General features: G+C 52.4%; 13 protein-coding genes and 1 other annotated feature. Of the genes, 2 read left to right on the top strand and 11 right to left on the bottom strand.

Annotation, left to right across the window (positions count from 1 at the left end; all coding sequences use genetic code 11):
* Positions 1–79: 79 nt before the first annotated feature.
* The 6 genes from CEK60_RS03975 to CEK60_RS03950 form a co-directional block, all read right to left on the bottom strand.
* Positions 80–655: a hypothetical protein gene (locus CEK60_RS03975; protein WP_089037923.1), complete on the bottom strand. Its 576-nt coding sequence runs from the start codon at positions 653–655 to the stop codon at positions 80–82.
* A 529-nt stretch (positions 656–1,184) separates the two neighbouring features.
* The gene (locus CEK60_RS22335) at positions 1,185–1,358 is read right to left on the bottom strand and encodes a hypothetical protein (protein ID WP_089037922.1); all 174 of its coding nucleotides are present in this window, start codon (positions 1,356–1,358) and stop codon (positions 1,185–1,187) included.
* A 642-nt stretch (positions 1,359–2,000) separates the two neighbouring features.
* Positions 2,001–2,540 carry a DDE-type integrase/transposase/recombinase gene (locus tag CEK60_RS03960; RefSeq protein ID WP_089037920.1) on the bottom strand — a complete coding sequence of 180 codons (540 nt, stop codon included), beginning with the start codon at positions 2,538–2,540 and terminating at the stop codon, positions 2,001–2,003.
* Positions 2,541–2,612: 72 nt separating this feature from the next.
* Positions 2,613–2,810, bottom strand: coding sequence for a hypothetical protein (locus tag CEK60_RS22035; protein ID WP_157697996.1), 198 nt, complete (start codon positions 2,808–2,810; stop codon positions 2,613–2,615).
* Positions 2,736–2,852: a sequence feature (AL1L pseudoknot), on the bottom strand. Its footprint overlaps the gene before it by 75 nt.
* A gap of 64 nt (positions 2,853–2,916) precedes the next feature.
* On the bottom strand, positions 2,917–3,912 hold the full coding sequence (locus tag CEK60_RS03955) for a quinone oxidoreductase family protein (RefSeq protein ID WP_089037919.1): 996 nt from the start codon (positions 3,910–3,912) through the stop codon (positions 2,917–2,919).
* A gap of 87 nt (positions 3,913–3,999) precedes the next feature.
* Positions 4,000–4,725: a nitroreductase family protein gene (locus tag CEK60_RS03950; RefSeq protein WP_089037918.1), complete on the bottom strand. Its 726-nt coding sequence runs from the start codon at positions 4,723–4,725 to the stop codon at positions 4,000–4,002.
* 376 nt (positions 4,726–5,101) lie between these two features.
* Between CEK60_RS03950 and CEK60_RS03940 the strand changes: the two genes are divergently transcribed.
* Positions 5,102–5,845 (top strand): LysR family transcriptional regulator, encoded by a 744-nt coding sequence (locus tag CEK60_RS03940; RefSeq protein ID WP_089037916.1) that lies wholly within the window; start codon positions 5,102–5,104, stop codon positions 5,843–5,845.
* 339 nt (positions 5,846–6,184) lie between these two features.
* Here CEK60_RS03940 and CEK60_RS03935 read toward each other — a convergent pair whose 3' ends face one another.
* The 4 genes from CEK60_RS03935 to CEK60_RS03920 all read right to left on the bottom strand — a co-directional run bounded on the left by CEK60_RS03935 (position 6,185) and on the right by CEK60_RS03920 (position 11,453).
* Complete coding sequence (locus CEK60_RS03935; RefSeq protein WP_089037915.1) at positions 6,185–7,990, bottom strand: acyl-CoA dehydrogenase C-terminal domain-containing protein; 1,806 nt, start codon at positions 7,988–7,990, stop codon at positions 6,185–6,187.
* A 253-nt stretch (positions 7,991–8,243) separates the two neighbouring features.
* Positions 8,244–9,011 carry an SDR family NAD(P)-dependent oxidoreductase gene (locus CEK60_RS03930; protein WP_089037914.1) on the bottom strand — a complete coding sequence of 256 codons (768 nt, stop codon included), beginning with the start codon at positions 9,009–9,011 and terminating at the stop codon, positions 8,244–8,246.
* A 16-nt stretch (positions 9,012–9,027) separates the two neighbouring features.
* Entirely contained in the window at positions 9,028–10,698 is a 1,671-nt protein-coding gene (locus CEK60_RS03925) for an AMP-binding protein (protein ID WP_089037913.1), read from the bottom strand.
* A gap of 191 nt (positions 10,699–10,889) precedes the next feature.
* Positions 10,890–11,453 (bottom strand): TetR/AcrR family transcriptional regulator, encoded by a 564-nt coding sequence (locus tag CEK60_RS03920; protein ID WP_089037912.1) that lies wholly within the window; start codon positions 11,451–11,453, stop codon positions 10,890–10,892.
* A 128-nt stretch (positions 11,454–11,581) separates the two neighbouring features.
* Between CEK60_RS03920 and CEK60_RS03915 the strand changes: the two genes are divergently transcribed.
* On the top strand, positions 11,582–12,769 hold the full coding sequence (locus CEK60_RS03915; protein WP_089037911.1) for an acetyl-CoA C-acyltransferase: 1,188 nt from the start codon (positions 11,582–11,584) through the stop codon (positions 12,767–12,769).
* A gap of 33 nt (positions 12,770–12,802) precedes the next feature.
* Here the strand turns inward: CEK60_RS03915 and CEK60_RS03910 are convergent, their stop codons facing one another.
* The gene (locus CEK60_RS03910) at positions 12,803–14,479 is read right to left on the bottom strand and encodes a methyl-accepting chemotaxis protein (RefSeq protein WP_232471462.1); all 1,677 of its coding nucleotides are present in this window, start codon (positions 14,477–14,479) and stop codon (positions 12,803–12,805) included.
* Positions 14,480–14,487: the final 8 nt, after the last annotated feature.

Below are 14,487 nucleotides of genomic sequence, written 5' to 3'. Positions count from 1 at the left end.
GGGTAATATTCAAATTTCCGTATCACGGTACAGTGTCACAAGGTGGTCGTGATTCAGGCAATAGAGGATTGCGAGCCAATTAATCTTCGTTCCACCAACTTAGTTCATCCGCGGCCCATTTGCTGTGCTGTTGCGCTAGCTCGACCAGAGCGCTGTCAGGATCGATGGCCTGAGCAATATTGGCTGCCGTGGAGAGGGAGGCGTCCAGATGGTTCTGCAAAACGTCAAAAGGCGAATGCCCGTTCTGTATTTCGGTGAGGCCCGCATCACCACAAAGCCTCGCAATCTCATTTGTCAGGATAGTCCCTGATGCGTAGAAGCTGCCAAATGCATACGCATCTTTGATATGGCCTTGCATGTATCCCGTGCCGACAAGGTCGAAAGTGGCATCAGCTGTACTCATTCCTGTCTGTACCTCGATGAAGCGGGCAGTTCCTTCATAGCGTTCTTGCTGGTTATCCAGATCAACATGTGGGAAATGAGCGGTGCGATAGCTGCGAACTTGCACGAAATCCTTTGCCAGCTCGGTCAGGTGAGACAAATCATCGGTGACCGCCATCTCCAGCAAAATCTGGTTCTCGATCAAAGCGAAATGCAGATTTCCCGGACTGAAATCATAAGCATCCTGATCGACGCGCTCATTTTCCTTGAACACATCTTCCTGATATCTATGGAAGACCTCGTGCAGGAAATACGCCGCAAACTCCGATGATGCCAGACATTCGCCGTCCTATTCTGGATTGACACAATTCAACACTATGACAAAGGTCGGAGCGTCGGCAATATCCATGGAGAAGATGAAACCTTCGATCTCCCCCAGAACGGACACATCATTGGGCCGCGCGATAAAGGAGGCATCTGCATAGTCAGATGCAACAGAGGAGAGTTGCCCGATCGCCATTACATTAGGGGGGATTTAATGTAAATAAGCCGCGCTGATCGGCAGAGCTTCCACGCATGATAATAGCATTGGGAATAGACGCCAGGTTCATGTCCGGCCATACTGATGCGATCCGCCCATAGGCAGTTTCAAAATTGCCCATAAACGCTTCTATGTTCGGGTTGCCCTGTGTCGTTGGGAAAGATACAAGAAAACGATAGCCGCGGCTATGGGAAGACTGATTTTCATTTTTGGATCCATAACTTTAATCTTTTATCATTAGCTCAGAGATATTCTTCAGGCTCTACTTGGCATCCGGGCTTTCTGTCACAACGCAAATCGAATACTCGCCGGGACTTTTGCCGCCGCCAAGGTCAAGGCAAGTGTCGTCATAACTCCAAGCTTCGTACATACGACCCAATAAGAACCCGGCAAGAAGAAGCCCTATGGCACATGACATCAGAATTGCTTTATTCATACAGTACACCTAAGTGGATTTGAATTCGAAGTCTCTCTACAATACGGCCCCGGGGTCCGGAAACACGATGATGGGCAGATGGAACATACTTGTATAACCTGCGATATTTTAGGCTGCGGTGATGAAGAAAATGCCTTGCAAGACGGTCGGTCATGCGACTTCCGATGCATCTATAATGCGGCATTCCAAAAGCGGCCCGTCGCTTTCCGAATGCACGGGACCGCTGTAGATTAGCCGGACTAGCCGATAGGCGAGAAATGTGTCGCCGACCTGACCGGGATTGCCCCCATCACCTGGCCGATGACCTTTCCGGCGTCGCGTGCTTTTGGCCCGATAGCCGTAGCAAGGGCGGCGCTGAAATAAATTTCATCATAGGCGGCGTTTTTTTACCATCAAAGGTTTTGACTATGCCGCCATGCGTAACAAATCTGTGCCACTCCTCCTTCAAATACGCCAGCTTGTGGCGTACACTCTTGTCTGGGCCCATTACCTCTGAATGATTACATCTGCCTAACCAAGCTCATTAATCAGGCTTTGTAGTTCCCCCGTTTTAGTGGACACCTCAGTCAAACGCTCTCCTACACAAACGGAAAGCCAAGCGCGAACGCTGGGTTTTGAGATTTATTCTGTTATTGCTAAATATTACCAGACGTTTCTTGTCGGTACCTGCCATTCCCACTCCAGCGTGGCATATTCAACCGCATCTCGTCCCTTCCATGGTCCACGATGGTGAATCACCTCCGTTTTGAATAGGCCGATGATGGTTTTGGCCAGCGCATTGTCGTAGGATTCGCCGGTGGTACCGACTGAGGCATCGATACCCTCGTCAGCCATGCGCCTTGTGTAGCGGATCGCTTCCTCTATCACTAGGTGGATTAACTCCTGCCTGTGCTTTCGTGCCCACAGGGCTTGCTCAAGAGCATCCAGTACCAATCCCGTCTTCATCGACGTTGCTACACACCAACCCACGATACAGCGTGCATAAACATCGATAACGATTGCAACGTAAACGAAGCCAGACCAGGTAGCAGCATACATAAAATCGGCCACCCAAAGCTGATTAGGACGCATGGCTGTAAAGTCACGTTTCACTAAATCAGGTGCTCGTTTCTGGCCAAGATCACTGATCGTCGTGAAGGGGCGTTGGCCTCGCACCACGCCGCGAATTACCAGGCGGCGCATGAGTCGCTCTACGGTGCAACGGACAATCTTAACGCCCTCACGGCGGAGTTGCCGCTAAACCTTACGAGCACCTTAGACGCAGAAGTTTTCTTCCCACACTCGCTGAATCTCAGCGGTAAGAAACGCATCCTGCCGATATCGATCTGTCCGCCGCTCAGGATCGGTCTCAAGTGCTTTGTAGTGATAATACGTCGATGGGGCGATTGGCAGCTGGCTACAAATCGACTCGACCCCGAACTGAGCACGATGCTCGTCGATAAATGACACCATCAATTAGGTTTGCGGTCGAGCTCCGCCTGGGCGAAAAAAGAAAGCGGGCGGGTTTTGGACTTTTGCGGCATACGGCGCAAAAGTCCATTCTACGGGACGACGCTGCCTAATTGATCGTAAGCTCCGGTAGAAGAACAACGGACCCGGTTGTTTTCCGTCCTTCTATCAGGCGATGGGCTTGGACCGCCTCGGAGAGTCCCAACGTGGTAACTTGGGCAGGTTTGATATCCCCTTTCGAGATCGCATCAAATAGATGCTGCGCGGCCTGCTGGTATTCACCGGGATCCGCCGTATAATGCGCAATGGATGGGCGGGTAAGATAGAGCGACCCGCGTCGAGCAAGTTCTCCCACACTGATTTCCTGCGGAGGACCGGAGGCCGCGCCAATGCTAACCAGAATGCCGCGCGGGCGCAGGCTATCCAGCGATGCCTCGAAAGTCGTCGCTCCGATGGAATCATAGACAACATCCACACCACCGGTAAGCGCCTGAACCTTCTGTGACAACTCCGGGTCACTGGACAGAAATACATAATCACAGCCGTTTTCGCGCGCTTGCGACAGCTTAGCTTCTGAGCCAACCGTGCCGATCACCGTGGCCCCCAAAGCGCGCAGCCATTGCGAAGCCAATGACCCAACGCCGCCAGCCGCCGCGTGGAACAACACGGTCTGGCCTGACTTGACGGATACGCAGCGGTGGATCAGATACTCAGCTGTCATGCCTTTGAAAATCATGGCAGCCGCAGTCGTATCCTCGATCCAGTCCGGCAGTTTGACCAGGCGCGAAGCGGGGATGTTGCGCCACAGGGCATAGGCGCCTGGCGGGCCGCCCACATAGGCCACGCGGTCGCCCACTTCGAAGGTCGACTGGCCCGGACCGACGGCCTCGACAATACCAACACCTTCGACGCCGATGCCTGCGGGGAGGGGGATAGATGTGTCAGCACCGCTGCGTTGATAGATATCCAGATAGTTGACGCCGATGGCTGTGTGCCGAAGCTGCACATCGCCTGCGCAGGGATTAGGCAGCGCGACCTCGCGCGGGCTCAGAACACCTGCGTCACCATAGTCCTTATACTCAAAGGCTTGAGTTATTTGGGACATGATAAATCTCCTCTGTTCTTATTGAAGTTTCATCCCACCAAGAATGGGTTGTTTTGCGCTGGTGTCAGCGCGGGCGTAGCAACGACATCACATCAGACACGTCCGGCGAGGGCGAAGCCGCGACTTCAGAGGTTGGCCTACGCCAAAGAAGGTCACGATCGACTCGTGATTGGAAATATCGAACGCTTCACGCAGGCGCTTGTCCTGTTCGCAGCCCTGGGACCAGTTCAACATATAGGAGCCAAGCCAATTTGCATGAAGCGCCATCACCATCGATATGGAAAAAATCCCCCCGTCACCCCATCCTTGGTTGCGTTCGCCAATCATGTCGAATTCACGCAGATCCACGGAGATGATCAGCACCGCACCCAACTTGTGCCCGAATCTACGATTGCCCGAGTGAAAGCTCAGCAGGCGAGCAAGCATTTCAGGGTTGTAGACGGCACGTAGGAGGCGCGTTTCCCGGTTGCAGCTGCGCGGAGATTTAATCGCCTGACGAACGGCATTTTCAACCAGCTCCGGGTCTACTGGGGCTCCGGTGTATTGGCGCAGGCTGCAGCGGGTCTGGATGAACGCATCGTAATCGAAATCCGTCGCCGCCTCTATTTGCGTCCGGGACAGAGCGATCGCACCACCTAGATTTTTCTCATCCTCAATCTCCGCCACGAAAGGACGCACTTCTGCCTCGTATTCGGCAGGGGGGTTCAGACCGAGACTGTCATTGAAGCGCACATAGGCTTGCAGGCTTCCCCCGGCTCCACGAGTTGCATAGCTTGCATTCCCCGCACGTTCCAGCTCGCGAATGGTGGCCATTATCGGAAGCACTTTCCGTGACACGAAACCTTCTTCGCTGCCTCCATGATCAAGCCCTTCTCAACTCCATAAAAAGCCGAGACTAACCAGGAAGATAGAGCAACCGTATCCTGGTTGATGACATGAGTGGAGGAGTGTTCCAGAAACCGTTGCATGTCATAATCGTAGTTTTTCCTGATCTCATCGAGGTCGGACTTCGGTGAATAGGCCCGACGCACAGCATCCAGACCGACAGGTGAGATTGGGTATGGGTATGGGGATGGTTCAGTGATTTGATCCATGTCTCTGCATCTCCGTGTTTTTTTCCATGATGCAGAGAGTTGGAAGCCATATCTATGGACATTGATGCAAAGCTATTTTCGATTTATGGAAAGTTATGAACTGGGATGATACAAAGATCTTGCTGGCCATCGGTCGAACCGGCGGGCTAAGCCGCACGGCTAAATTTCTTGGGGTCAGCGTGTCGACAGTTCATCGCCGGGCCGCGAAACTGGAACACGCCCTGAATGCCAAACTTTTTGCGCGACGGGCTGATGGATACACTCTGACCGATGTAGGGCGGCGGTTCTTTGCACTGGCCGAAAAAGCCGAAGAGCATCTGGCCGCGATGGAGCGGCAGGATTCCCAGGGGGAACAGGATGTTTTTCGGATTGCCGCGCCGGAGCTGGTGGGGCAGCAGTTGCTCTTGCCACGACTGTCGAAGTTCCAGGCGGAACACCCAAAACTGCGCCTCGAAATCTCAACCAGCGTTGTGCCAGTCGAGTTTCATCGCCGCGAGGCCGACATTGTCGTCAGATTCATTCGCCCCGAAAGTGGACGATATACAGTTCGGCGTCTTGGGCGCATGAGGTTCGGGTTGTTTTGCAATCATGAGTATTTCGAAGCCGCCGCCGAGATCAGCACTGAAACGGACCTGCATGATGGGGGCAGTTCACGAAACGGAAAAAATCGTACGCTAAGCTTGTGCTTCTTAGCGCTTATCGGGCTAGTCCATAACGATAAACGGAGAGTGCGCTGGTCAGCCTCGGCGCAGCCACAGAATCTCGCACGACATAAAAGAAAACGCCGATTGACATTTTTCGCTAAAAGTGTTAAAAGTCACGCATACTCACCTATTTGATTGGCTTGGTATGCAAAATACGTACGATTCAGATCAGCACATCGAAGCATGTTGCTGCTGAGTTCTTCTAACCCTCTGACAAACCGAAGGTTTTCACCTTCAATCACCGCTGGTAACGCTGTGCGTCCCCGGCAGCGGATGCGTACTTTACGGATTCGCTGCCGTCTTGGCAAGGGCTATTGGAAAATAAATTGAAATAAAAAAGCGGCAGGTGTTGTTCTAAGAACAAGCCTGCCGCAAACCACCGATCAGTCCCCTGACCAGAGAGTGCTCAGTTAAGCCTACAGATGAATCTGCTTTTGCAGAATAACCACTCCTATTGAGCTAAATCTCAAAAGCTTAAATCTCAAAGCCCAAGCCAAAATCTTCGCTCGACATCGCCATAAGGCTTCCCGCACCCGCTTGAATCATCTGAGCATGTGCTTTAGTACGCGGCAGCAGGCGCTGGTAATAGAAACGAGCAGTATTCAACTTGGCCGCATAAAACGCCTTATCGTCACCCTCTAATTCCACCAACGACTGCTTAGCTGCGCGGGCAAAAAGGTACGCCAAGGTGACATAGCCGGAGTACATGAGGTAGTCGACGCTGGCCGCCCCCACTTCTTCACGGTCTTGCATGGCTTTCATACCCACGCCCATCGTTAGCTCGCCCCACTCAGCATTCAGTTTCGCTAGCGGCTCAACAAACTCTTTTAGAGCAGGGTTATCAGCTTCCGACTTACAGAACTTATGGATCTCTTTGGTGAATACTTTTAGCGATTCACCCTGGCTCATCAACACCTTTCGGCCAAGCAGGTCTAACGCTTGAATGCCGGTAGTGCCTTCATAGAGACGGGTAATACGCGCATCACGCACCAGCTGCTCCATCCCCCACTCTTTAATAAAGCCGTGCCCGCCAAAAATCTGCACGCCTTCATTGGTGCACTCAAAACCAACTTCAGTGAGAAACGCTTTCACGATAGGCGTTAATAGACCAAGCAGAGTTTCAGCCTGCTCTCTCTCTTCGCCGGGCTTACCGTGCTCAACGATATCTAGCATTTGAGCGGTGTATAGCACCAGCATGCGACCACCCTCGGCGAACGCCTTCTGGGTTAGCAGCATACGGCGCACATCCGGATGAACAATAATCGGGTCTGCTGCTTTCTCAGGCGCTTGAGCACCAGAAAGGGCACGCATTTGTAACCGGTCACGAGCGTAACTGAGCGAGTTTTGGAAACTGGCTTCAATTAAGCCTAAGCCTTGAATGCCCACCCCAAGGCGTGCGGCATTCATCATAGTGAACATGCACGCTAAGCCTTTGTTAGGCGCTCCAACTAAATAGCCCGTCGCACCATCAAAGTTCATCACACAAGTCGCATTACCGTGGATGCCCATTTTGTGCTCGAGCGAGCCACAGGAAATGCCATTACGATCGCCGGGATTGCCTTGAGCATCTGGCATAAACTTAGGTACAACAAATAGAGAAATACCCTTCGACCCCTCAGGAGCGCCAGGCAGTTTGGCTAATACGAGGTGCACAATGTTTTCTGCCAGATTATGGTCGCCAGCAGAAATAAAGATCTTAGTACCCGTAATGGAGTAGGCACCACTTTCATTAGGCACCGCACGCGTCTTAATTAACCCGAGGTCAGTACCACAGTGCGGCTCGGTGAGACACATGGTGCCCGTCCAAACGCCTTCAACCAGCTTGGTAAGGTAGGTTTCCTTTTGCTCATCAGTACCATGGTGCCGAAGTGCATCGGCAGCACCATGGGAAAGCCCTGGATACATACCCCACGCTAAGTTAGTTGCGCAGATCATTTCAGACAGCATCATCGCCAATGATGGCGGAAGACCTTGGCCGCCCTGTTCAGGATCTGCTGCTAGGCTTGGCCAGCCACCTTCAACATATTGCTGATACGCTTCTTTAAAACCTTGCGGCGCTTTAACTTCGCCACCTTCTAACAAGCACCCCTCTTCATCGCCACTTTGATTGAGCGGAAGCAGCACATCACGGGCAAAGCGCGCGCCCTCTTCAAGAATCGCATTCACGACGTCTGGAGACGCTTCATCACCACAGGGTAGCGCTGCATAGTGGCTGGGATAGTCAAACATTTCGTCCATAACGAAACGCATATCACGTAAGGGGGCTTGATAGCTGGGCATGTCACTTCTCCTGAGCTGGGGGCTGAAAGCGGCTTACATTTTTAGTACGGCTGGGATTTCAAAAAAGCCGCTTTCAAACACATGTTTGAAAACTAGCGCGCAGCCGTGCCATAGTCAAGCGGTCGTTTGAATATAACACCCAAAACCGCTACAACTTTGGTCGACCAACCGGTAAAAATTTGATCTATAAACAAAAAAACCTGCCAGCAAAAGTGCTGGCAGGTTATTAGACGCTACTAATTTTCCAGCCTATTTACTGCATTCGAATGCCGCCATCCAGCCGAATCACTTCACCATTCAACATTGGGTTAGTAATAATCTGCTCGGCCAACTGAGCAAACTCATCTGGCTTACCCAACCGCTTGGGGAAAGGCACCGCAGCGGCTAAGGCTTGAGCCGCCTCGTCAGGAATCTCACTCATCATGGGCGTTTCAAAAACGCCAGGCGCAATCGCCATAACGCGAATAGCATGACGCGATAGCTCTCTAGCAGCAGGCAAACTCATTCCCACAACACCGGCTTTCGACGCACTGTAAGCACACTGCCCCACCTGCCCATCGAATGCCGCGATAGAAGCAGTATTAATAATTACGCCCCGCTCGCCGCTCTCATTGGGGGTATTTTTGGCCATGGCGGCGGCCGCCAAACGCATCACATTAAACGTACCCACTAAGTTGATGTTGATCGTTTTTGCATAGCTTTCCAGGTCTGCGGGGTTGCCATTACGGTCAACCAGTTTGGCCACGCTGACGACGCCAGCACAGTGAATAACACCGGAAAGGCCGCTGTCACCTGCCAGCGCAATCGCTTCGTCAATCGCCTGCTGCATTTGCTCGGCAGAGGTGATATCAGCTATGCAGGCCACTGCACGATCACCTAAGCGCTTAGCATGCTCCAACACGCTATTATTCATGTCACACAATACAACGCTTCCACCAGCCGCTATTAGGCGCTCTGCTGTTGCCGCGCCCAGCCCTGAAGCAGCACCAGTAATTAAAAACGTACAATCCTTCACCTGCATTTCAACTTTCCTTTGATTATTTGTCGTTGCGTGCTTGCTCAGTCGCTTGGGCACGAAGTTTGAAGCGCTGAATCTTGCCGCTAGGCGTTTTGGGCAGCTCATCGACGAATTCGATAACCCTGGGGAACGCATGAGTAGAAAGACGCTCACGCACTTGCTGGCGGATCTCATCAGCAAGCGTTTCACTAGCCTCATACCCATCACGCAGCACGATATAAGATTTAATGACCTCGCCACGAATCTCGTCTGGCTGGCCAACTGCTGCCGATTCGGCAACCGCAGGGTGAGTCATGACACTGTTTTCAACATCCGTAGGGCCAACCCGATAGCCTGCGGTGGTAATAATGTCGTCATCGCGTCCGGCAAATTGAAACGAGCCGTCTTCATTGCGGATAACGACATCGCCAGTTAGGTAGTAACCGTTCACAAAGGGGTCTTTTTCTTGCCAGGTATACCCTTGGAAGAAGTGGGCGGGTGAGTTTTTGATATCAACTGCAAGCACACCCGGTTCACCGGGCGGCAGTTCGTTATACTCGGCGTCCAAGATAGCCAAGCGGTAGCCCGGCATTGGCACACCCATCGCTCCCACATGTTTAGGGTGATCAAGGGAGTGATGGTTATTACAGGTCATACCGGTTTCTGTTTGACCATAGTGATCCATGACCGGACAACCTAACGACTTCTCCACCCAGGTCACTACTTCTGTGTTTAGAGGCTCGCCTGCAGAGCTTGCCGCGCGAAGCTCTAAGGTTTGGTGGGCGTCATCGAACAGTCCTGACGCTTTCATTAAGCGGTATGCCGTGGGCGCCGCGGCGAAGTTAGTAATACGGTGGCGCTTCATGAAAGCCAAGGCACCTTCTGCACTGAAACCTGCCTCGCAGAAGTGCGTGGTAACACCGAGCAGCAGCGGCCCAGTAATCGCGTAATAAAGCCCATATGCCCAACCCGGGTCAGCCATATTCCAAAAGCGATCATCGTCACGAAGATCGACTGCCAGCTCCATATAGAGAGCAAACGCGGTCATACCGGAAAGCGGCACAGCCACTCCCTTTGGCTTGCCTACCGTGCCCGACGTAAACATCTGAAGAAAAGGTTTTTCAGGGGCAAGACGAGGTGGCTTTTCGCTCATTGACGTATGCGTCAACGCAGCCTGCCAATCATGATCATCAGGATGCTCGCTAGTAGCCCCGCCTACTGCCAAAACAGGCGGGCACTGGCTTAGCCCATCAAACTTAAAGCGATTAGCATGATCGGTAATAACCAGCTTGGTGTCAGCGCGCCCCAGGCGATAATCCACCGCATCAGGACCGAACGCGGTAAATAACGGCTGATAAACCGCACCAATTCGCCAGGTGGCAAGAACCGCCACTAACAGCGCTGCTGAGCGCGGCAGCATGCAGGCAATACGGTCCCCTTCACCAAGCCCTTGGGCCTTAAACCAGCCAGCAAGCTTGCCACTCTGCTCGTCTAGTTCTGCATACGTCAGCGTATGGGTTTGTCCATTGATATCTTCCTGCACGAGCGCAAGCACATCACCTCGCCCCTGGCGTACATGACGACCGCAGCATGCCTCAAAGGCATTAAGGCAACCATCCTGATGGTCATCCAGCCTGGCAATCATGGTGTCAACCGTAAAGCCTTCCAGGAAGGTGGAATATGTGGGTAGTGACGCTGATGTTGCTGTCATGATGGCTCTCTTATGTTGTTAGTCGTGAGCAGTTGTACGCAAACAGACAGGCCAGGTTTCGATCTTACGCTTTATTGTTGTCCGTTTACGTTAACGGAAACCTTGCAATTAAACTAACGCTAAAAGCATTTGCGCGGGAGCGCAAGCAATCAGCGTCGTAAACGGATTAGACGTTGGTCGAGAAGGGGGTATTAACGGGCCATAATCATCGCGACCAGTTCATCGGCTAGATCATCGGGTGTGCGCGGCCCACTGGGATCGTACCAGCGTACCGTCCAATTCAGCGCACCCAATATAAACCGCGATACAAGAAAGCGGTCACCGTGAATAAGCTCTGCTGCCAGCGCATCATCGATAACCTCTACCCATAGTGCTTCGTAGGCATCCCGCAGGTGGCTTAAATGGGCACTCGCATCTGGATCTAACCGTCGCCATTCAAATAACGCGACCACATGGGCATTGCGATCAGCGAAAAGCGTCTCTAAGTGCGCTCGGGCCATAGCATGCAGACGCGCCTCAGGATCATTGTCGCACTCTTGAAGCGCTGCTTTAGCAATGCTAAGAGCATTCTGAGTACCCTCCTCTATTACCGCAGCTAAGATTTCCTGCTTATCTTTGAAGTGATGGAACAAGCTGCCAGACTTGATACCCATTTCTTGCGCCAGCATACGCACCGTGGTGCGATCAAAGCCTTCTTGGACGAATAGCTGAGCCGCTAAACGTGTCAATTCCTTGCGGCGAGGGGAAGCATTCATTACATTCATGTCATTTACACTAGCGCTTGCTTGGTTACTTAGGAGAAGACCACAGCCCCGCCAACGGGTCAACGCATCACTAAGCTTACGGCAAGATAATCACAAGAAATCCGACAGGAGACGCACAAATGAGTAATGCCACCGAGGTTGTATTTTTATCTGCCACCCGCACGCCAATGGGCGGCATGATGGGTAGTCTTTCTAGCATGACGGCTCCCGAACTTGCGGCCGTTGCAATCCGCGCGGCCATAGAGCGAGCGGGTATCGAAGCATCCGTTATTGAAGAAGGCATCATGGGTTGTGTACTACCCGCCGGCGTAAAACAAGGGCCAGCCCGCCAGGCCATGCGTCAGGCTGGCATTCCCGATGCCAATGGTGCGACTACGATCAATAAACTGTGTGGTTCTGGCATGAAAGCCACCATGCTAGCCCACGATTTGATCAAAGCCGGGACGGGGGAAGTGCTGCTCGCGGGCGGCATGGAATCGATGTCTAATGCCCCACACGTACTCACTAAAGCGCGTGGTGGTTATCGTCTAGGTCATGGCGAGCTAAAGGACCACATGTTCCTTGACGGCTTAGAAGATGCCGAAACCGGCAAATTGATGGGCGTTTTCGCTCAGGATGTTGCCTCAGAGCGTGGCTACACGCGCGAGCGTCTGGATGACTTTGCCATTGCATCCCTAGAGCGCGCTATGGACGCTACCAATAACGGCCACTTAGCGGCAGAAATGGCACCGGTAACAGTCACCAGCCGCCAAGGTGAAACGCTGGTCGAGCATGATGAACAGCCTTTCCAAGCGAAGCTAGATAAAATCCGCCAGTTGCGCCCGGCGTTTGCTAAAGACGGTACTATTACTGCTGCCAACGCTAGCTCAATTTCCGACGGTGCATCCGCACTTATTTTGGCCAGCCATGAAGCCGCAAAGCGCCATGGTGTAAAGCCACTAGCGAAAATGCTTGGCCATACCACCCACTCCCGCCATCCAAGCGAATTCACCATTGCGCCAGTCGGTGCCATTGAAAAGCTGATGAAAAAGCTTGGCTGGGGCGTTAACGACGTTGATCTGTTTGAGATTAACGAAGCGTTCGCTGTCGTTACGTTAATGGCGATGGATGACTTGGGGCTACCCCACGAGAAAGTCAACGTGTTTGGCGGCGCTTGTGCCCAAGGGCACCCAATTGGCTCAACAGGTTCACGCGTCATTGCGACGCTTATTCACGCCCTACGCACCAAAGGCGGCAAACGTGGTATTGCCAGCCTGTGCATTGGTGGTGGCGAAGCCACCGCTGTGGCTGTTGAACTAATCGACTAATATAATCAACCCATCCGCGCCTTGCCATACTGATCATGCCAAGGCGCGTTTATCCTCCCTACCGCCATACTTTTCTGAAGTGGCCAATGTCTGCCAGTCCAATGACTTGAGCGCCTCTGTAGCTTCACTGATATCATCATGATTATTGCTAAGCTGATCCTCAACCATGCGAAATTGACCAGCATATTCACGCATTTTCAGAGCTTCTTGAGTTAGTCCTTCAGCACTTTGTGCCGCGTGATTGACCAGCTTCAGCGTATCTTGGGTTGTCATATCAATTTGCGTGACCGCCCTGTTCACTTCCTCAATACCACGACGCTGCTCTTCCGACGCGCTGGCTATCCTTGCCATCAACTGCTCTACCTGAGTGGCCGACTGCATAATATCGCGCGTATGCTCACCCGCTTGCTGAGATAACTCACTCCCCTCCTCAACACTCTGGCGAGATGCTTCAATACGCGACCGAATCTCATGTGCCGCATCAGCACTGCGCGTTGCTAACGCCCTTACTTCGCTAGCCACCACCGCAAAGCCACGCCCGTGCTCACCCGCACGCGCTGCCTCAACAGAGGCATTCAAAGCCAGAATATTCGTTTGGAAGGCAATACTTTCAATCATGGAAATAATGCTTTGTATTTCTTCGGAGTGCTTGTTAATGGCCTGCATAGTCGCTATGAACTGGGCAATCACTTGATCACCTTGCTGCGCTTTATGAGCGACCCCCGTCGTCGCTTGACTCACATGCGCCGCACTTTCTGCATTCTGATTTACGGTTGCGGTTAACTGCTTGAGGCTTGCCGCCATTTGTACGAGCGCGGCTACTTGCGAGTCAGTTTGCCCCGCCAATTGTTGGCTTTGAGCTGCCATCACTTGGCTATCGGTATAAACCTGTTGGCTACTGTTGTTAAGATGGTTCACCGTCGACGTTAGCGAATGCTGCATATTTGCCAATTCGCTAAACAACAGACCAATTTCATTCGCGGCATGGGCGTCGACTGGCGTTGATAAATCGCCCTTGGCGATGCGTTTAAAGTGCTGCGTTATTACACGCAAAGGCTGCAAAACATTGTTACGCACGCCCCATACCACTAACGCGATGACCAGCATTGCCACAACAACAACGCCAAGCACTCCCCAAAATAGTAGCGACGATACTTTTTGAAAGCGATCAAGCAGCCCAGCGCCACGGGCGACCGAGTAACCGTAGAAGGCTTCCGCAGCAGTCACAAACTGCTGACTACTCTCATCCACGCGAGACTCGCCAGATAGGAAGCCTCGAACATCGCGCTCTTCCAGCATCATCATTTGCAAACTTAAATTATTATTAACCAGTGAGTGGAAATCATTCGCCAACTGATCCACAAGCTCAAGCCGCTCATCCTCAGCAAAACTTGAGTGGAAAGCGTTAAAGCGGGCTGACGCCGTACTCAACAAGCTCCCCGCTTCCTCTAACAAAGGTTCTGGACGCTCAAAAGAGGGAGTACGAATTAGCTCAGCAGCTCGGTTCATTTGTATACGAGCACGCAGCAGCTGGGTATAGGCCCCGTTAAGCTCACGTACCTGATTCATATCTCGTTGCTGCAGCGACGTAAACGCCTCACGGCCAAAGTGATTGGCAAATAACCCCAACCCACCAATCGCCAATATGAGGCAGGTGAAGGTCACTAACACCAGCGCCCAGCTCGCTTTAACGCTTAAACTATTCACCATACGCATAA

Origin of the sequence: Halomonas sp. N3-2A (genome assembly GCF_002216165.1) — a bacterium.
Taxonomy (GTDB): Bacteria; Pseudomonadota; Gammaproteobacteria; order Pseudomonadales; family Halomonadaceae; genus Vreelandella.
The sequence above is the reverse complement of the archived record's forward strand: the minus strand, read 5'-3'. Positions and strand labels throughout refer to the sequence as shown.